The sequence below is a fragment of the Giesbergeria anulus genome (assembly GCF_900111115.1).
GTDB lineage: Bacteria > Pseudomonadota > Gammaproteobacteria > Burkholderiales > Burkholderiaceae_C > Simplicispira > Simplicispira anulus.
Window position 1 is genome coordinate 148,943 of sequence record NZ_FOGD01000003.1, and the last position, 17,431, is coordinate 166,373.

Annotated in this window: 20 protein-coding genes and 1 pseudogene; 16 read left to right on the top strand and 5 right to left on the bottom strand. The window is 56.9% G+C overall.

The features are described 5' to 3' along the window. Positions 1–44 precede the first annotated feature (44 nt). Positions 45–1,144 (top strand): annotated as a pseudogene (locus tag BMX55_RS07560) (MraY family glycosyltransferase). Positions 1,145–1,200: 56 nt separating this feature from the next. Beyond that, entirely contained in the window at positions 1,201–2,094 is an 894-nt protein-coding gene (argB, locus tag BMX55_RS07565) for an acetylglutamate kinase (protein ID WP_091455306.1), read from the top strand. A gap of 15 nt (positions 2,095–2,109) precedes the next feature. Here the strand turns inward: argB and BMX55_RS07570 are convergent, their stop codons facing one another. The 4 genes from BMX55_RS07570 to BMX55_RS07585 form a co-directional block, all read right to left on the bottom strand. After that, a complete protein-coding gene (locus BMX55_RS07570; protein WP_143059592.1) occupies positions 2,110–2,295 on the bottom strand; it encodes a hypothetical protein in 186 nt (61 codons plus the stop codon). 48 nt (positions 2,296–2,343) lie between these two features. Next, positions 2,344–2,568, bottom strand: a complete 225-nt coding sequence (locus BMX55_RS07575) for a DUF6447 family protein (RefSeq protein ID WP_091455726.1) — start codon at positions 2,566–2,568, stop codon at positions 2,344–2,346. Positions 2,569–2,668: 100 nt separating this feature from the next. Then, complete coding sequence (locus BMX55_RS07580) at positions 2,669–3,967, bottom strand: TRAP transporter large permease (RefSeq protein ID WP_091455310.1); 1,299 nt, start codon at positions 3,965–3,967, stop codon at positions 2,669–2,671. Then, complete coding sequence (locus BMX55_RS07585) at positions 3,964–4,515, bottom strand: TRAP transporter small permease (RefSeq protein WP_091455312.1); 552 nt, start codon at positions 4,513–4,515, stop codon at positions 3,964–3,966. The genes BMX55_RS07580 and BMX55_RS07585 overlap by 4 nt, the downstream gene beginning before the upstream one ends. Before the next feature lie 111 nt (positions 4,516–4,626). On the opposite strand from BMX55_RS07585, the gene BMX55_RS07590 reads away from it, so the two are divergent. The 14 genes from BMX55_RS07590 (at position 4,627) to BMX55_RS07655 (ending at position 17,053) form a co-directional block, all read left to right on the top strand. Beyond that, the gene (locus tag BMX55_RS07590; RefSeq protein ID WP_091455315.1) at positions 4,627–5,577 is read left to right on the top strand and encodes a LysR substrate-binding domain-containing protein; all 951 of its coding nucleotides are present in this window, start codon (positions 4,627–4,629) and stop codon (positions 5,575–5,577) included. A 123-nt stretch (positions 5,578–5,700) separates the two neighbouring features. Beyond that, complete coding sequence (locus BMX55_RS07595; protein WP_091455318.1) at positions 5,701–6,600, top strand: amino acid ABC transporter substrate-binding protein; 900 nt, start codon at positions 5,701–5,703, stop codon at positions 6,598–6,600. A gap of 77 nt (positions 6,601–6,677) precedes the next feature. Then, entirely contained in the window at positions 6,678–7,430 is a 753-nt protein-coding gene (locus BMX55_RS07600; RefSeq protein WP_091455321.1) for an amino acid ABC transporter permease, read from the top strand. 1 nt (position 7,431) lies between these two features. Continuing rightward, positions 7,432–8,097 (top strand): amino acid ABC transporter permease, encoded by a 666-nt coding sequence (locus BMX55_RS07605; protein WP_091455323.1) that lies wholly within the window; start codon positions 7,432–7,434, stop codon positions 8,095–8,097. Positions 8,098–8,121: 24 nt separating this feature from the next. Further along, positions 8,122–8,859, top strand: a complete 738-nt coding sequence (locus tag BMX55_RS07610; RefSeq protein ID WP_091455326.1) for an amino acid ABC transporter ATP-binding protein — start codon at positions 8,122–8,124, stop codon at positions 8,857–8,859. Between the two features lie 69 nt (positions 8,860–8,928). Further along, entirely contained in the window at positions 8,929–9,555 is a 627-nt protein-coding gene (locus BMX55_RS07615; protein WP_091455329.1) for a hypothetical protein, read from the top strand. Between the two features lie 34 nt (positions 9,556–9,589). After that, positions 9,590–10,645 (top strand): dihydroorotase, encoded by a 1,056-nt coding sequence (gene pyrC, locus BMX55_RS07620; protein ID WP_091455332.1) that lies wholly within the window; start codon positions 9,590–9,592, stop codon positions 10,643–10,645. 174 nt (positions 10,646–10,819) lie between these two features. After that, on the top strand, positions 10,820–12,556 hold the full coding sequence (gene pilB / locus BMX55_RS07625) for a type IV-A pilus assembly ATPase PilB (RefSeq protein ID WP_091455334.1): 1,737 nt from the start codon (positions 10,820–10,822) through the stop codon (positions 12,554–12,556). A 24-nt stretch (positions 12,557–12,580) separates the two neighbouring features. Next, entirely contained in the window at positions 12,581–13,798 is a 1,218-nt protein-coding gene (locus tag BMX55_RS07630; RefSeq protein ID WP_091455337.1) for a type II secretion system F family protein, read from the top strand. A 2-nt stretch (positions 13,799–13,800) separates the two neighbouring features. Then, positions 13,801–14,682, top strand: coding sequence for a prepilin peptidase (locus BMX55_RS07635; protein WP_091455729.1), 882 nt, complete (start codon positions 13,801–13,803; stop codon positions 14,680–14,682). Positions 14,683–14,684: 2 nt separating this feature from the next. Further along, positions 14,685–15,296, top strand: a complete 612-nt coding sequence (gene coaE, locus BMX55_RS07640) for a dephospho-CoA kinase (protein WP_091455340.1) — start codon at positions 14,685–14,687, stop codon at positions 15,294–15,296. Positions 15,297–15,368: 72 nt separating this feature from the next. After that, a complete protein-coding gene (gene zapD / locus BMX55_RS07645) occupies positions 15,369–16,124 on the top strand; it encodes a cell division protein ZapD (protein WP_091455342.1) in 756 nt (251 codons plus the stop codon). Continuing rightward, entirely contained in the window at positions 16,124–16,366 is a 243-nt protein-coding gene (locus BMX55_RS07650; RefSeq protein ID WP_425432058.1) for a DNA gyrase inhibitor YacG, read from the top strand. Before zapD ends, BMX55_RS07650 begins: the two co-directional genes overlap by 1 nt. 84 nt (positions 16,367–16,450) lie before the next feature. After that, positions 16,451–17,053 carry a hypothetical protein gene (locus BMX55_RS07655; protein WP_218144468.1) on the top strand — a complete coding sequence of 201 codons (603 nt, stop codon included), beginning with the start codon at positions 16,451–16,453 and terminating at the stop codon, positions 17,051–17,053. A gap of 18 nt (positions 17,054–17,071) precedes the next feature. Here BMX55_RS07655 and BMX55_RS07660 read toward each other — a convergent pair whose 3' ends face one another. Next, entirely contained in the window at positions 17,072–17,422 is a 351-nt protein-coding gene (locus tag BMX55_RS07660) for a copper-binding protein (protein WP_091455345.1), read from the bottom strand. Positions 17,423–17,431: the final 9 nt, after the last annotated feature.

Genomic DNA, 17,431 nt, shown 5'->3' on the forward strand with positions numbered 1-17,431 from the left:
CGTTACCACCATCACTCCAGCAATACAGGTACCATCGCCCCCCTATGATGTGGTTGTCTTTGGTGGCGTTTTTGGTTTCGGCTATTGTGGCCGGTTTGGTGGTGCGTTGGCTGCGGGGCCATGCCGCACGGTACGGGCACGAAATGCCGCAACGCTTTCACTTGGGCCATGTGCCCCGGCTGGGTGGGGTGGCCTTATTGGCCGGTACCGGGCTGGGCTGGTTGCTTGGGCTGGCACAAATGGCTTGGCGCGACCCCGGCAACTTGGCCTTGGGCCACTGGACGGCGCTGTGGCTCATTACCCTGCTGCCTGCCGCTGTGGGCGGTATTGCCGAAGACATGACCCAACGCCTGCCAGTGCGCTTTCGGCTGGCCTTTACAGCGCTGTCGGGCTTGCTGGCGGTGGTCTTGCTCGATAGCACGGTGGCGCGCTTGGGCCTGCCTTGGCTCGATGCACTGCTGCACATGGCTCCGTGGCTGGGCTGGGCCATTGCGCTGCTGGCGGTGGCCGGTTTGCCCCATGCCTTCAATATCATTGATGGCTACAACGGCCTAGCAGGCATGGTGGCGCTCATTGTTTGCTTGGCGCTGGCCCATGTAGCGCTGCAAGTGGGTGATCGGGCGCTGGCTACGATGTTGGTGGTCACGGCGGCGGCCACTGGGGGCTTTTTGGTCTGGAATTACCCACGCGGTATGTTGTTTGCCGGTGATGGTGGCGCTTATATTTGGGGCGTGGTGATTGCGTTGGCCAGTTTGGCGCTGGTGCAGCGCAACACTGATGTGTCGCCGTGGTTTCCGATGCTGTTGCTCATCTATCCGGTGTGGGAGACGGTGTTTTCGATCTATCGCAAGCTGGCCCGTGGCATATCGCCGGGGTGGCCGATGCGCTGCATTTTCACCAGTTGATTTACCGGCGCATTGTGCGCAGCGTGTTCCATGATGATGAATCACGCCGCATGCTGATGCGCAACAACCGCACCTCGCCCTACCTGTGGGGCTTTACCATGCTTACCGTAGTGCCTGCGGTGCTGTTTTGGAACCGCACTTGGGTACTGATCGGGTTTTGCCTGCTGTTTATTGTTAGCCATGTGACGGCGTATCTGGCCATTGTGCGCTTTAAAGTACCCAACTGGTTGCGTCATTAAACTGCCCATCTGCTGCGGCACAATTTGCACTCTGTTCTTCTTTTTGGATTGATGCCATGACCGACACCCTCGCCGCCATCGCCCCGCGTGACCATGCCCAATTGCTGGCACAAATGCTGCCAGCCCTGCGCCAGTTTCGCGGCAAAACGATGGTGGTCAAATACGGCGGCAACGCCATGACTGACCCGGCTTTGCAACAAGCCTTTGCTGAAGACATCGTACTGCTGCAATTGGCGGGCATCCAGCCCGTGGTGGTGCATGGTGGTGGCCCGCAAATTGAAGCCGCGCTCAAGCGCGTGGGCAAGCAAGGCCAATTTATCCAAGGGATGCGCGTCACCGATGCCGAAACCATGCAAATCGTGCAATGGGTGCTGGCCGGTGAAGTGCAGGCCGACATCGTTGGGCGTATCCAGCAGGCCGGTGGCCGGGCGGTGGGCCTGACCGGGCGCGACGGTGGCCTGATCCGCGCGCAAAAATTGCGGCTAGTGGATCAAAATGATCCTAGCCTGACCCACGATGTCGGTCAGGTGGGCGACATCACCGCTATCGACATCAGCATTATTCAAACGCTGCAAGGCGCGGGGCTGATCCCGGTGGTCAGCCCAGTGGGCTTTGGCCCCGACAACGAGAGCTACAACATCAATGCCGACGTGGTGGCCGCTGGGCTGGCCGTGGCCCTGCAAGCCGAAAAGCTGCTGATGCTCAGCAACATCCCCGGCGTGCTAGACAAACAAGGCCAACTGCTGACCGAACTGACGCCCCAGCGCATTGACGCCTTGGTGGCCGACGGCACCATCAGTGGTGGTATGCTGCCCAAAATTGCTGGGGCACTGGATGCTGCCAAGGCCGGGGTCAATGCCGTACACATCATTGATGGCCGTGCGCCGCACACCATGCTGCTCGAAGTGCTCAGCGGCCAAGCCCACGGCACCATGATCCGGGCGCAATAAGCACCAGAGCAACGCTCAATCGAGCATCAGCACATAGCCCGGCCAATCGTGGCTGTCGGCCACCCCCACCACCTGAATCACCGGGCCACTGCCTTCGGGCAGCGGCAGGTGGCTTTGTAGCAGGCAGGCATTGGGAGCCAGCCAAGTGCTGTACGGCCCCACCAGCCCCTCTATGGCACTGCCCATGATGGGCGTGGCCATCAGATCGTCCTTCATCTGGATAAGAGCAAGTGATGGTGCACTTTGCACTTAACCCAGCGATGCCAGCTGGATGGTGTCGCCACCACCCACCACCGGCAGTGCTGCCTTGAGGGCCTGTACATAGGCATTGCGGGCTGTTTGCAACGCTGCAACATGGGCTTGCAAGCGAGCCAACTCCTGATCGACAAACTGGATGCTGGCCAATTGGGCTTTGGCTTCGTTGGGTAGGGAGGCCAAATCGTAATTTCGGTTGTCGATAGTAATGGTAGTCATGGTGGTGTGCAAAAAGTCGTAGATCGTACCCAACTGCCAACTGCGTGTGGGCAAACAGGGCCAGTTTATCTAAAAGATAGAGTCAACGTCGTATCCAGCCTTAATAGCCCAAGCGCGCTGGAAGCCACAGGGCCAGCGCCGGAAACGCGATCACCAGCACCATGACCAGGAACATGGAGAACAACATCCACCCCACCCAGCGCACGGTGGACTCCATGCGCACGCCAGCAATGCGGCACGACACCATCAGATTGACGGCCAGTGGCGGCGTAAATTGGCCCAGCGCTACTTTGAGGGTCAGGATGACGCCAAACCACACCGGGTCCCAGTGGTAGTGCTGCATGATGGGCAACAGCAGGGGAACAAAAATCAAAAAGATGGAGATGCCATCCAAAAACATGCCCACCGTGACCAGCAGCAAGATCAGCAGGGCCAGTACGCCATATTCGCCCAGCCCTGAGTTCACAATCGCCTTGGCTACTGGGTCAATCACCCCCAGCGTCGAGAGCGAATAGGCAAAAATACCGGCCAGCGATACCACCAGCAAAATCACGGCTGACAGCTCGCCAGACTCGCGCAGAATGGGGAACAAGTCACGCACCGCAATGGTGCGGTGGATCACCATGCCAACAAACAAGCCATAAAACACCGCTACCACTGCAGCCTCGGTGGGCGTAAACCAACCGGCGCGCATACCGCCCAAAATGAGTACTGGCGCAGCCAAGCCCCAAGCGGCTTCGCGCAGGCTTTGCCAAAACAGGGGGCGGGGCAACTCGGCTTCTAGCGCCCCCATTTTGTGTTTGCGTGCCATCCACACAGCGGGCACGATCAAGGCTAAACCGGCCAAAATGCCGGGTATCATGCCCGCCGCAAACAGCGCGGGCACTGAGGCCCCCGGTACCAGCACCGAATAAATAATAAAAGCCACCGAGGGCGGAATCAAAATATCGGTGGCTGCTGCCGCCCCCACCACACTGGCCGAGAACGAGGCCGGATAGCCCGCCCGCGACATGGCGGCAATCATCACGCCACCCACCGCTGCGGCATTGGCCGGGCCGGAGCCAGAAATACCGCCCAAAAACATCGCCACCGCAATGGCTACCAGCGGCAACATGCCGGGGCCGCGCCCCACAATCGCTACGGCAAAATTGACCAGCCGCAGGGCCACGCCTGATCGGTCAAAAATGGAACCCACCAGCACAAACATCGGAATCGCCAGCAGGGGGTATTTACCCAGCCCGGCATAAAAGTTTTGTGGCACGGCCAGCAGGCCAAACCACTGGCTGTCTAGATTGGCTACGGCAATGGCAGCAGCACCGGCCAGCCCCAAGGCGGCACCAATGGGCACGCCTACCAACATCATCAGCAGAAACGCTGCAAACAACAGGGTGGCGATCATGGTTGATGCTCCGGCAAAAACTCTACATCCGGCTGCTTGCCGCGCCGAATGAACAAGCCAATGGCTCGCACCGTGATCAACGCGGAAAAAATAGGCAACCAGACCGAGTACCACCACTGCGGCACGCCAATACCGGGCGAGGTCTCTTCAAAGCGGTAGTCATCCCAGACCACACGCACACTCAACACCGCAATGGTGCCAAACAGCAAAGCCACCATCAGCGCACCAAAACGGGCCAAAAAACGCCGCCGTGCACCAGAGCCGCTCTCGGCAAAGTACTCGATACGGATATGCCGGTCACGGGCCACCGCAGCCGAACCTGCCACTAGCGCCAGTGCAATCATCAAAAATACGGAAATCTCTTCTGTCCAAGCAATCGAGTTGTTGGTGAAGTAACGGGCCAGCACATTAGCCAAAGTAATGAGCGCCAAGGCCGCCATGATGAGCACGGTCAGTCCATCTTCAATGTACAAGGCGCGAGGCTCGGTGCCAGCAGAGGGTGTCGCACCCCCGGTGTCGGGCTGCTCGGTGGGGGAAGGAGAGGGCATGGGCAAAGACAAGTTCGAGAAAAACAAAATGCGCCCTGAAAGCGCGGGGCCTATTATGCGTTTGGCCTGCGCCTGCTCCGCAGGGCCTAGGCAGCGCCCCATAATCAACCCATGGAAACCAAGTGGCTTGAAGACTTTGTCAGTCTGGCAGAAACCCGTAGCTTTAGCCGGTCGGCGCAGTTGCGCCACGTTACGCAACCGGCATTCTCCCGGCGCATTCAGGCGCTAGAGGCTTGGGCGGGCACCGATCTGGTCGATCGCAGCTCCTACCCCACACGCCTGACCGCCGCAGGCAAAACCTTGTACGACCAAGCGCTGGAGATGTTGCAAGCGCTGCACAACACGCGCACTACCTTGCGCGCACACGGCAGCTCTAGCCAAGACATGATCGAGTTTGCTGTGCCGCACACGCTGGCCTTCACTTTCTTTCCCGCTTGGGTATCGGGCCTGCGCACCCAGTTTGGGCCATTCAAGAGTAGGCTGATTGCGCTCAATGTCCATGATGCGGTGATGCGGCTGGTAGAAGGCAGTTGCGACCTGCTTATCACCTACCACCACGCGGCGCAGCCCTTGCCACTCGATGCCCAGCGCTACGACATGGTGATGCTGGGCCAAGAGGTGTTGGCCCCTTACACCAAGCCTGATGTACGGGGCAAACCACTGCATGTGTTGCCAGGCCGGGCTGGTCAGCCCTTGCCCTATCTGGGTTATGCACCGGGGGCCTATTTGGGTGAGGTCACGGACATGATTCTGAAACGATCGGCCTTGCCGATGCACTTAGACCGGGTTTATGAAACCGACATGGCCGAGAGCCTAAAAGCCATGGCCCTGCAAGGGCATGGGATTGCTTTTTTGCCCTATAGCGCTGTGCAGAAAGATCTAGAACAGGGCCGTTTGGTACGTGCCGAGCCTGCCGGGCTGCCAGTGTTGGAGCTGACGATGGACATACGTGCTTGCCGCAACATGTCTTCAGGCAAAGAAACTAGCAAAAGTACCGCACAAGCCCTATGGACATTTTTGCAAACCCAATCTACCGTGCAGACAGAGGCCCATATTGCCTGATTCCGTAAAAATTGGAGTGTCATCTGTCACCACGAGGCCATCTGGGCAAGTATCTTGCTAAGGTAATGTTCTGTGCGATGTCACCGTTTTTGCACCTTCCATTTCATCCACAAGGAGAGCTCCATGAAAAAACACCTGCTGGCCCTGGCCATTACCACTTTGGCTGCCACAGCCGCCGTTGCACAAACTGGCGACACCTTGGCTAAGATCAAATCCTCAGGCAGTGCCACCTTGGGCGTGCGTGAATCCTCCGGTTTGGGTTACACCCTTGGCAATGGCAAGTATGTTGGTTTTCATACAGAAATGGGCGAACGGGTGCTGGCGGACATTCAAAAACAGCTGGGTTTGGGCAAACTAGAGCTTAAGTACCAGCCCGTAACGTCGCAAAACCGCATTCCGCTGATCACCAATGGCACCGTAGATTTGGAGTGCGGCTCCACCACCAACAATGCAGCCCGCCAAAAAGATGTCGCTTTTGCCATCACCACCTATGTCGAAGAAGTGCGCATTGCCGTCAAGGCCAATTCGGGCATTCAGGCCATCAAAGACCTGAACGGCAAGAACGTGGCTGTGACTACTGGCACCACTTCGGTGCAGCACTTGCGCAAGCATGAACGCGCAGGTGGTGTGGACTTTAAAGAAGTCATGGGTAAAGACCATGCCGACAGCTTCTTGTTGCTTGAAACAGGCCGTGCTGATGCTTTCGTGATGGATGGCTCCATTTTGGCGGCCAATATTTCTAAGGCCAAGAACCCAGCAGACTTCAAGATCGTCGGTGAAGTCATCTCTGTCGAGCCTATTGCCTGCATGTTGCGCAAGGACGATCTTGCCTTCAAGAAGGCGGTAGACGACAGCATCAAGCGCCAGATTGCCGATGGTTCGCTGGCCAAGCTCTACGACAAGTGGTTCATGCAGCCCGTGCCTCCCACCAACACCAAAATCGGCCTGCCCCTGTCTGAGGCTACCAAGGCCGCTTGGGCCAATCCTAACGATAAGCCTTTGGAAGACTACGCCAAGAAGTAAGCCTAGCTAGCCACTGCACCCCTTCAAGCGGTGGCGTTTGAAGGGGATTTTTTGTCCATACAGGAAAGGACCACGCTATGGCCTGGGATTGGCAGGTGTTCTGCGAGGACACCATTGAACGCGCGCCCGTGCAGGGTTGTTTTGGCAAGGGCGGGGACATTACTTACCTCGATTGGATGTTGTCCGCTTGGGGCTGGACGCTATCAGTATCGCTGTTGGCCTTGTTGCTGGCCTTGTTGCTGGGCACCTTGGTAGGCACCTTGCGTACCCTGCCCGACCGCCCCCGTATCGTGCAATTGGGCAATGCTTGGGTAGAGTTGTTTCGCAACATACCGCTACTGGTACAGATTTTCTTGTGGTACCACGTGCTGCCCACTTTTTTTCCGGCTTTGCAGGCTGTGCCGGGGTTTGTGCTGGTGGTGCTGGCACTGGGATTTTTTACCTCGGCACGCATTGCCGAGCAGGTGCGCTCCGGTATTGAAACTTTGCCTCGCGGCCAGCGCTATGCAGCCATGGCGATGGGTTTTACTACCTTCCAGAGTTACCGCTATGTGCTGCTGCCTGCCGCCTTTCGGATCATCATCCCGCCACTGACCAGCGAGACGATGAACATCTTCAAAAATTCTTCGGTGGCCTTTGCCGTTTCGGTGGCTGAATTGACGATGTTTGCGATGCAGGCACAAGAAGAAACCGCACGTGGTGTTGAGGTCTATCTGGGTGTCACAGCGTTGTATGTGGTGTCAGCTTTTGCTATCAACCGCATCATGGCTTTTATCGAACAACGGGTGCGCGTGCCCGGTTTGCACGCTGCCAGCGGCGGAGGACATTGATATGAATCTCGATCTGTCCTTTTACAACTGGGACCTCATCAGCAATTTTGTGCTCAAGGGGTTGGGCTTTAGTCTGATGCTCACAGTGGTGGCTACCATTGGTGGTATTTTGCTGGGCACCGTGCTGGCACTGATGCGCCTGTCGGGGCGCAAATGGCTGGATGTGCCCGCCACCATTTACGTCAATGGGATGCGCAGCATTCCGCTGGTGATGGTGATTTTGTGGGTATTCTTGCTCGCCCCGATGTTGATTGGCCGCCCGATTGGCGCAGAGTTGTCGGCCATCGTCACCTTTGTGGCTTTTGAGGCAGCTTACTTTAGCGAAATCATGCGCGCTGGCATCCAAGCCATTCCACGCGGCCAGATTTTTGCTGGGCAAGCCTTGGGCATGACCTACGGCCAAAATATGCGGCTGGTGGTGTTACCGCAGGCGTTTCGCAACATGCTGCCGGTGCTGCTCACGCAAACCATCATTTTGTTTCAAGATACCTCGCTGGTCTATGCCATTGGTGCTTACGACATGCTCAAGGGCTTTGAAGTGGCAGGCAAAAATTTTGGCCGCCCGATTGAAGCCTACCTCGCTGCTGCCGCAGCGTACTTTGCCATTTGCTATGCACTGTCGTGGACGGTCAAGCGCTTGCACCGCAAAATTGCCATCATCCGCTAAAGCCGACTGCCGAAAGGAATTACCATGATTGAACTTAAAAATGTCTCCAAATGGTATGGCAGCTACCAAGTGCTGACCGATTGCTCGGCCCGTATTGGCCGGGGTGAGGTGGTGGTGGTGTGCGGGCCATCCGGCTCAGGCAAGTCCACCCTCATCAAAACCATCAATGCGCTAGAACCGATCCAGTCGGGCGAGATTTGGGTCGATCGTGTGCCCCTGCACGACCCGCACACCAACTTGCCCAAGTTGCGTGCTCACGTGGGCATGGTGTTTCAGCATTTTGAGTTGTTCCCGCACCTGTCGGTGACGGAAAACCTGACCATTGCGCAAATCAAGGTGCTGGGGCGTACGGCTGATGAGGCCAAGCAGCGTGGCCTCAAAATGCTAGACCGCGTAGGCTTGATAGCGCACAAAGACAAGTTTCCGGGCCAGCTCTCCGGTGGTCAGCAGCAGCGTGTGGCCATTGCCCGCGCCCTGAGCATGGACCCCATCGTGATGCTGTTTGACGAGCCGACTTCGGCCCTCGACCCCGAAATGGTGGGCGAGGTGCTCGACGTGATGGTGGGCCTAGCCCAAGAAGGCATGACCATGATGTGCGTGACCCACGAAATGGGTTTTGCGCGCAAAGTAGCCAGCCGTGTGATTTTTATGGATGTGGGCGGCAAAATTTTGGAAGATTGTTCCAAAGACGACTTCTTCAATCACCCTGAGGCACGCCAGTCCCGCACCAAAGAGTTCTTGAACAAAATCCTGCAACATTGAACTGTGCCAATGTGGTCTGCCTGCATGGCGGCCACGGCGTTGTTTCGCATTTTTTAGAAAGGAGACGCCATGCGTTGTTCCACAATCATCCGCCGTTGTATTGGCTTGCTGGGGGCCGCTGCCGTCAGTTGGGCCGGAGCCGTAGAAACAGCCAGTTTTGATCTGGCTACAGGGCGGTTGACGTTGCCACTGGTAAAAATTGATGGCAACACCCAATTTAGAGATGTGATTTTGCGACTGAGCAACCCCGGACAGCTGCAACTCAATGACAGCGCAGTGGGTAGCCAGATTGAGTTTTTGTCTAGCGGCAATGTGCTGCGCCTGCCCCAAGTGACGGTGGCTGGTGTGACTTACCCGCGAGTTAGTTTGGCCAACCCGGCTTTCTCATTAGAGAGCTATGGTGCCATCGTGCTCGACACCAATCTACAAGGCCAATATCGGCTAGAAGTGCAGGTCACGGCCCAAGGGTTTGCTGCCCCCCCCATCGTGCTTGAAAACGTGCCCAAGCCCAGCACCCAAGACGAGTTTTGCAATGATCCGCAACTACGCGAGAACATCATCCAATCCACCAGTGGCATCACCGGCTCTTGGGCAATGAACTCGTGCAGCTTCAATGGCACAGTGGGCAACATCAGCATGACACTGACCACGCCCTTCTTTACCCTGCCTTACAGCGCTACCTACACTTACCGCTAAAGAAAAGAGGGCTGGGCAATGGGAAAATAGCGCCATGACCACGCCTACCTCTGCCCCCACCCGCATCACCCTGACCCGCCCTGACGACTGGCACCTGCATGTGCGCGATGGTGCTGCTTTGCACACCGTTGTACCGCATACTGCTGCCCAGTTTGGCCGGGCCGTCATCATGCCCAACCTCAAACCGCCAGTGACCACGGCGGCACAGGCGTTGGCTTACAAAGAGCGCATTTTGGCTGCTGTGCCCGCTGGCGTGGCTTTTGAGCCACTGATGACGCTCTACCTCACAGACAAGCTGCCGCCCGAAGAAATTGGCCGTGCCCAAGAAGCTGGTGTGGTGGCCTGCAAACTTTACCCAGCCGGTGCCACTACCAACAGCGATGCCGGCGTCACGGATTTACGCAAAATTTACCCCACGCTGGCAGCCATGCAGCGCGCTGGTATGCCGCTGCTGGTGCACGGCGAAGTGACCAGCGCCGATATTGACCTGTTTGACCGCGAAGCGGTGTTTATCGACACGCAACTGATTCCGTTGCGTCGCGATTTTCCAGAACTCAAGATTGTGATGGAGCACATCACCACCAAAGAGGCTGCACAGTACGTGTCCGAGGCTGGCCCCCATACCGCCGCCACCATCACAGCGCACCACCTGCTCTACAACCGTAATGCCATTTTTACGGGTGGTATTCGCCCGCATTACTACTGCCTGCCAGTGCTCAAGCGCGAAACCCACCGTGTGGCACTGGTGCAAGCGGCCACCAGCGGCGCGCCCCAGTTCTTTTTGGGCACCGATAGCGCTCCGCACCCGGCGCACCTGAAAGAGCATGCCAGTGGCTGCGCCGGTTGTTATACCGCCCATGCCGCGATGGAGTTGTATGCCGAGGCGTTTGACAACGCAGGTGCCTTGGACAAACTCGAAGGCTTTGCCAGCTTGCATGGCCCGGCTTTTTACGGGTTGCCGCGTAACCAAGGCAGCATCACTCTGCAACGAGAAAGCTGGACATCACCTGAGAGCTTTGCCTTTGGCGAGGCCCAACTCAAGCCGCTGCGCGGGGGCGAGGCCCTGCCGTGGCGGCTGGTCACAGGGTAAATACGCACCCCAGCAGCACATCTGTGTTGCTGGGACTGTCGTGTTTCATGAATCGTTTGATGGTGAGCCTAAGCAGCCAGCCAAAAGCCCACCACCCACCCCCTTGATTGGCCGATTACTGCCCCATGGCCGGTGATACCATGAACCACTCAATTCTTACCCCCCTACGGTTTCATGGCTGCTGTTGACACCCCCCTCAAAGACCCAGCAACAGTTGCACTCCCAGGTTTGGGACGGGCACTCATTTCTGCCGGCAAGCTGACGCAGAAGGTTGCTGAGGACATCTATCGTAAATCGCAGTCCAGCCGCACCAGCTTTATTGCTGAGCTGACCGGCTCTGGGGCCATTTCTGCGGCGGATTTGGCCCATGCGGTATCTTCAGTGTTTGGCGCGCCCCTGCTCGACCTTAGTGCCGTTGATCCCCAGCGCCTGCCCAAAGACTTTCTAGACGCCAAAATTTGCAGCGCCTACCGTGTGGTGGTGCTGGCCAAGCGCAACAACCGGCTCATCATTGCCTCTGCCGATCCTACCGACCAAGAAGCGGCCGAGAAAATCAAATTCACCACCCAGATGGGCGTGGATTGGATCATTGCCGAGTACGACAAACTCAGTGCATTGGTCGATGCGGGCAGCAAAAGTGCTGCTGAGACGCTTGATGCCTTGAGCAACAGCGGCGATTTCACGTTTGACGACGTGCCGGTGGAAGAGGCTACAGAAAGCCAAGACAACGCTGCGGCTGAAGTTGAAGATGCCCCGATTGTCAAGTTCTTGCACAAAATGCTGATTGACGCCTTCAATATGCGGGCCTCAGACTTGCACTTTGAGCCTTACGAGCATTACTACCGCGTGCGCTTTCGCATTGACGGTGAGTTGCGCGAGATTGCCACGCCGCCTATTGCTATCAAAGATAAACTGGCCTCGCGCATCAAGGTGATCTCGCGTCTGGATATTTCAGAAAAGCGCATCCCGCAAGATGGCCGCATGAAGCTCAAAGTGGGGCCAGACCGGGTGATTGACTTTCGGGTCAGCACCTTGCCCACGCTGTTTGGCGAAAAAATCGTGATCCGTATTTTGGACCCCAGCAGTGCCAAGATGGGCATTGACGCCTTGGGCTACGACCCGGAAGAAAAGACCCGGCTCATGCAGGCCATTGGCCGCCCCTACGGCATGATTTTGGTGACTGGGCCTACTGGCTCCGGTAAAACCGTGTCGCTCTACACCTGCTTGAACCTGCTCAACCAGCCGGGCGTGAACATCGCCACCGCCGAAGACCCGTCCGAAATCAACTTGCCCGGTGTCAATCAGGTCAATGTGAATGAAAAAGCGGGCCTGACTTTTGCCGCCGCGCTTAAATCTTTCTTGCGTCAAGACCCGGACATCATTATGGTGGGGGAAATTCGCGATTTGGAGACGGCAGACATCTCTATCAAAGCGGCCCAAACTGGTCACTTGGTGCTCTCGACCCTGCACACCAACGATGCGCCCACTACGCTCACCCGGATGCGCAACATGGGCATCGCGCCTTTTAACATTGCTTCCAGCGTTATCTTGATTACCGCCCAGCGTTTGGCGCGGCGTTTGTGCCCACAATGCAAAGCGCCTGCCGACATTCCCCATGAAGCGCTGCTAGAAGCAGGCTTTAGTGACGAGGAAATCGATGGTTCTTGGGCACCCTATAAGGCGGTAGGTTGTTCGGCTTGCAACAACGGTTACAAAGGGCGTGTCGGTATCTACCAAGTGATGCCTATTTCTGAAGAAATTCAGCGCATCATCCTGCGCGACGGTAGTGCGATGGACATCGCGGCACAGGCCAAGGCAGAGGGGGTGCGTTCCTTGCGTGCGTCGGGTTTGCATAAAGTCAAGGTGGGTCTGACCTCGCTAGAAGAAGTGCTGGCTGTTACCAACTTATAAATATTGCACAAGCAAGGGAGCGCCATGGCAACTGCTGCATCACGGGGAGTCAAAGACTTTATTTTTGAGTGGGAGGGTAAAGACCGCAACGGCAAAATCGTGCGCGGTGAGACCCGTGCCTCCGGCGAAAACCAGGTGCAAGCCATGTTGCGCCGCCAAGGGGTCTTGCCCAGCAAGATCAAAAAGCGGCGCATGAGCTCGGGCAAGAAGATCAAGCCCAAAGACATTGCCTTATTCACGCGCCAAATGGCCACCATGATGAAGGCCGGTGTGCCGCTGTTGCAAGCCTTTGATATTGTGGGGCGGGGCAACACCAACCCCAGCGTGGGCAAGTTGCTCAATGACATCCGTGCTGATGTTGAAACCGGCACCTCGCTCAATGCGGCCTTTCGCAAATATCCACTCTACTTTGACAGCCTGTATTGCAACTTGGTCGAGGCCGGTGAGTCTGCCGGTATTTTGGAAGCGTTGCTTGACCGGCTAGCGATGTACATGGAAAAAACCGAGGCCATCAAGGGCAAGATCAAATCAGCGTTGATGTACCCGATTTCGGTGGTGATTGTGGCCTTTGTCGTGGTCACGGTGATTATGATTTTTGTGATCCCGGCCTTCAAGGAAGTGTTTACCTCCTTTGGCGCGGATCTGCCTGCACCTACGCTGTTTGTGATGGGCATCAGCGAGGTTTTTGTCAAATGGTGGTGGCTGATTTTTGGCGTGATCGGCGGTAGCTTTTACTTTTTTATGCAAGCTTGGCAGCGCAGCGAAAAGGTGCAGATGTTCATGGATCGTGCTCTGCTCAAACTGCCCGTGTTTGGCATCTTGATCGAAAAATCTGCGGTAGCGCGCTGGACGCGCACCTTGTCCACCATGTTTGCTGCGGGTGTGCCGCTGGTGGAAGCATTGGACTCGGTGGGCGGTGCGGCGGGCAACTCGGTCTACGCTATGGCTACCGAGAAAATCCAGCAAGAAGTCTCTACTGGCACCAGCCTGACGTCAGCCATGTCCAATGCCAATGTATTTCCGTCGATGGTGATACAAATGTGCGCTATTGGCGAAGAATCAGGCTCGATTGACCACATGTTGGGCAAGGCGGCTGATTTTTACGAAGAAGAAGTCGATGAAATGGTGGCGGGCTTGTCTAGCCTGATGGAGCCTATCATTATTGTGTTCTTGGGTGGCCTGATTGGTGGCATTGTGGTCTCCATGTACCTGCCTATTTTCAAACTGGGACAGGTGGTCTGATGATGGGTGTCGATCCGTGGCTGGATGCCATTTTGCTGGGTGTGGTGGGGCTGTTGGTAGGCAGCTTTTTGAATGTGGTGATTCACCGGTTGCCCAAAATGATGGAGCAGCAATGGGCGGCAGAATGTGCCGACTATGTGGCCAGTCAAGCTCCCGCAGGCAACCCCCCTGCCCCTGCTGACGCACCTGCACGTTTTAACCTCTGGACGCCACGCTCGCGTTGCCCCTCTTGTGGGCACCCCGTGCAGTGGTATGAAAATATTCCGGTGTTGAGCTATCTGGCCCTGCGCGGGCGCTGCTCAGACTGCAAGACCCGCATTAGCTTGCGCTACCCGCTGGTCGAGTTGCTCACCGCCGGATTGTTCTTCTTTTGCGCCCAACGGTGGGGCCTAACGCCCACTGGACTGGCTTGGTGTGGCTTCTCTGCCACGTTGGTGGCGCTGGCCTTTATTGACTGGGACACTACACTGCTGCCCGATGATTTGACCTTGCCCTTGTTGTGGGCGGGGCTGCTGGCCTCGGCGCTGCAATGGACGAGCCTTGCGCTGTTTAGCAGCGTGATGGGGGCGGTGGCGGGTTACTTGTCGCTGTGGCTGGTGTATTGGGCTTTTAAGCTCGCTACTGGCAAAGAGGGCATGGGTTATGGCGATTTCAAGCTCTTTGCGGCTCTTGGTGCTTGGTTTGGCTGGCAGGCGCTGGTGCCACTGATTTTGATGGCCTCTGTGGTGGGTGCCGTGGTGGGTATTGCCCTTAAGTTAGCCAGCTCGCTGCGTGAAGGCGGCTATGTACCTTTTGGGCCATTTTTGGTCGGTGCTGGTTTGATTGCACTGGTCTGGGGGCCACAGGTGGTGTTGCAAACCATTTTGGGCGCACTGGGGCTGTGAGTATGGCGCTGCATCCCAAACGCTTGGGCCTGACGGGTGGCATTGGTAGTGGCAAAAGTACCGTGGCGCAGATGCTGGCCGAGCACGGCGCAGCGCTGGTCGATGCCGACCAAATTGCCCGCGAAGTCACGGGGCCGGGTGGCGCGGCCATGCCGACCATTACCCAAGTGTTTGGTGCCGATTTTGTCGATGCCCGTGGCGCTCTCGACCGAGACCGGATGCGTGCCCACGCCTTTGCCCACGCAGCGGCACGCCAGCAGCTTGAAGCCATCATCCATCCGTTGGTGGCCGACTTGTCCCAGCAGCGGGCGCAGACAGCACTGGATGCCGGAGCATCGCTGGTGGTGCTGGATATTCCACTGCTGGTGGAGTCTAAGCACTGGCCAGCGCGGCTCGATGCCGTATTGGTGGTGGACTGTCGCCCAGAAACCCAAGTGGCCCGCGTCATGGCGCGCAATGGCTTAGAGCGCGCTGCTATTGAGCGTATTTTGGCGGCCCAAGCCAGCCGCGAGCAGCGGCTGGCCCATGCCGATATGGTTCTTTACAACGATGGGCTGTCATTTGCTGCACTGCAACAAGAGGTGCACGCACTACTACAGTGGTTCGGGCTATGATCGAAGGCTTTGCTTTAGTGGCCTGCTCTGCGCAGGTCGTTTGCGCCCCTCTTTTCTCAAAAATCCGGCAGTGTGATCCTCTACGAATACCCCTTCAACGAACGCATCCGCACTTATTTGCGGCTGGAGCAGCTTTTTCGCCGCATGGGCGAACTGATTCCGCGCAGCCATCCGCTCGATCACCACTTTGCCCTAGCCACCCTGTTTGAAATCATTGAGGTAGGTGCGCGCACCGACCTCAAAACCGATGTACTCAAAGACATCGATAAGCAAAAACAGTTGCTTGAAAGTTACCGCAGGAATCCGGCCATCTCAGAAAAAGCGCTCAATGCTGTATTGGCACAATTAGAGCGTTGCTTTGCGGCACTCAATGAGCAAACCGGGCGTAGCGGCCAAGTCTTGACTGAGAACGACTGGCTCATGAGCATCCGCAGCCGAATGGGTATTCCGGGGGGCACCTGTGGCTTTGATCTGCCCAGCTACCATGCTTGGCAGTGTGCCGAGCCGGGGGTGCGGCAAAAAGCCTTGCAAGAGTGGACGGCCACGCTGGCACCACTGGCCGAGTCCATTTATATATTGATGCAGTTGTTGCGCGATACCGGGGTGCCGCAAAAAATGGCGGCGCTGCAAGGCAGTTTTCAGCAAAATTTGCCGCAGGGGCGTACCTTTCAGCTACTGCGCTTAGCCATTGACCCCACCTTGGGCTTGGTTCCAGAAATCAGTGGCAATCGGCTGCGGGTGTCGGTGCGTATGCTGCAAATGCAGCCCGATGGGCAATTGCTGCCCAGCACTGAAGACGCCGCCTTTGAACTCTCTTTGTGTGCTTGATGTCCGCCAAATCTGCCATGCCTGTAACTGCCGCCCTGACCGATTCCACTCCTTTGGTGGCTACGCGCACCGTGACCTGCCCAGCGTGCAAGGGGCCAAGCCTGTACGGCCCCGGCAATCCGTGGCGGCCCTTTTGTAGTCAGCGCTGCAAGCAGATGGATTTGGGCGCTTGGGCCAGCGAGAGCTTTGCCTTGCCGGATACCGACCCTGCCAACGAAACTATGCAATCTGAACAGCCATAGCGATAATTGAGGCTCGGTTGCTGGTTTTAGCGCACTTTTCTGGGGCGTATTGAGATAATCTTCTACCACGAGGAGGGCTATCTCGTGGTCAATTTCAATTTCGGTTTTGGCACGGTGGCAAACGGTGCCGCTCCAGTGCTGCCCGACCCGGTGCCAGCACATCCGTTGCTGGATGGCAAAGAAGAAATTGGGCGCGGGCAGTATTCTGTTGTGCTAGACAAGGGCGATGGTGAACGGGTTTACAAAGTGGTGAGCTCGCCTGCCGATTATTGGTTGCATACGGCTACCGATAGGCCCCAAGGAAAGCACTTTCCTATCGTCTATGCCGACCACGGTGACATTGGTCAGGCACAGTCTGGCTACCGCTTTTGCCTGCTAGAGATGGAGCGGCTCTACCCGCTAACCCCGGAGTCGCAGGCGGCCATCGTGGCTGCCCAGTTGAGCAAGGCTTATTGGGAAGGGTGCAGGCGCTGGAGCCAGTTGGGCGCACGCATGGGCCGAATGGCGATGTACCACCTAACGCAAGGCGATCAGCCATTTGGCGATGTGCCGATGCAATCGGCACTCAGGGCCCTGTCAGAATTTATTGAAGAATACCAGTTGCTCCCGGACATCCTGAAAGCCGACAACCTGATGGTGCGCAAAGATGGCACCTTGGTTTTTTCTGACCCGGTGTTTGTTTCCTGAGCCGCCACCAGGCAGCAGTTATCGGGCAGGGTGAATCTCGGTAATCACCATCTTCCCGCTCTCTGTGACCACCATAAATTGGATTTTTTCGCCCGGTTTCAGGGGAGTGAGTAAGTTTTTGTCCTTGGCGCTAAAAACCATGGTCATGCCCGGCATATCGAGGTGCCGGATGTCGCCATGTTTGATGGTGATTTTGCCGTTGTCTAGGTCAATCTTTTTGACTTCGCCATCGGTCAGGGCTGCGGCCAGTGGTGTGCCGTCATGCGGATGATGGTGCTCTTCTGCCGTAGCCTGTGCCAAGCTACTGAGAGGCACCGCCATTGTCACAGCCAAGGCCCACAGGGTAAGCGTCTTTTTCATGGTGTTTATTTTTTAGCT

Excerpts from the sequence above, each read along its gene's own strand:
- BMX55_RS07595 (WP_091455318.1), top strand. The coding sequence starts at position 5,701 with ATGAAAAAACACCTGCTGGCCCTGGCCATTACCACTTTGGCTGCCACA.
- pilB (WP_091455334.1), top strand. The coding sequence starts at position 10,820 with ATGGCTGCTGTTGACACCCCCCTCAAAGACCCAGCAACAGTTGCACTC.
- BMX55_RS07575 (WP_091455726.1), bottom strand. The coding sequence starts at position 2,568 with ATGACTACCATTACTATCGACAACCGAAATTACGATTTGGCCTCCCTA.
- BMX55_RS07605 (WP_091455323.1), top strand. The coding sequence starts at position 7,432 with ATGAATCTCGATCTGTCCTTTTACAACTGGGACCTCATCAGCAATTTT.
- pyrC (WP_091455332.1), top strand. The coding sequence starts at position 9,590 with ATGACCACGCCTACCTCTGCCCCCACCCGCATCACCCTGACCCGCCCT.
- coaE (WP_091455340.1), top strand. The coding sequence starts at position 14,685 with ATGGCGCTGCATCCCAAACGCTTGGGCCTGACGGGTGGCATTGGTAGT.
- argB (WP_091455306.1), top strand. The coding sequence starts at position 1,201 with ATGACCGACACCCTCGCCGCCATCGCCCCGCGTGACCATGCCCAATTG.
- BMX55_RS07570 (WP_143059592.1), bottom strand. The coding sequence starts at position 2,295 with ATGGCCACGCCCATCATGGGCAGTGCCATAGAGGGGCTGGTGGGGCCG.
- BMX55_RS07615 (WP_091455329.1), top strand. The coding sequence starts at position 8,929 with ATGCGTTGTTCCACAATCATCCGCCGTTGTATTGGCTTGCTGGGGGCC.
- BMX55_RS07580 (WP_091455310.1), bottom strand. The coding sequence starts at position 3,967 with ATGATCGCCACCCTGTTGTTTGCAGCGTTTCTGCTGATGATGTTGGTA.
- BMX55_RS07590 (WP_091455315.1), top strand. The coding sequence starts at position 4,627 with ATGGAAACCAAGTGGCTTGAAGACTTTGTCAGTCTGGCAGAAACCCGT.
- BMX55_RS07650 (WP_425432058.1), top strand. The coding sequence starts at position 16,124 with ATGTCCGCCAAATCTGCCATGCCTGTAACTGCCGCCCTGACCGATTCC.
- BMX55_RS07585 (WP_091455312.1), bottom strand. The coding sequence starts at position 4,515 with ATGCCCTCTCCTTCCCCCACCGAGCAGCCCGACACCGGGGGTGCGACA.
- BMX55_RS07610 (WP_091455326.1), top strand. The coding sequence starts at position 8,122 with ATGATTGAACTTAAAAATGTCTCCAAATGGTATGGCAGCTACCAAGTG.
- BMX55_RS07630 (WP_091455337.1), top strand. The coding sequence starts at position 12,581 with ATGGCAACTGCTGCATCACGGGGAGTCAAAGACTTTATTTTTGAGTGG.
- BMX55_RS07635 (WP_091455729.1), top strand. The coding sequence starts at position 13,801 with ATGGGTGTCGATCCGTGGCTGGATGCCATTTTGCTGGGTGTGGTGGGG.
- BMX55_RS07600 (WP_091455321.1), top strand. The coding sequence starts at position 6,678 with ATGGCCTGGGATTGGCAGGTGTTCTGCGAGGACACCATTGAACGCGCG.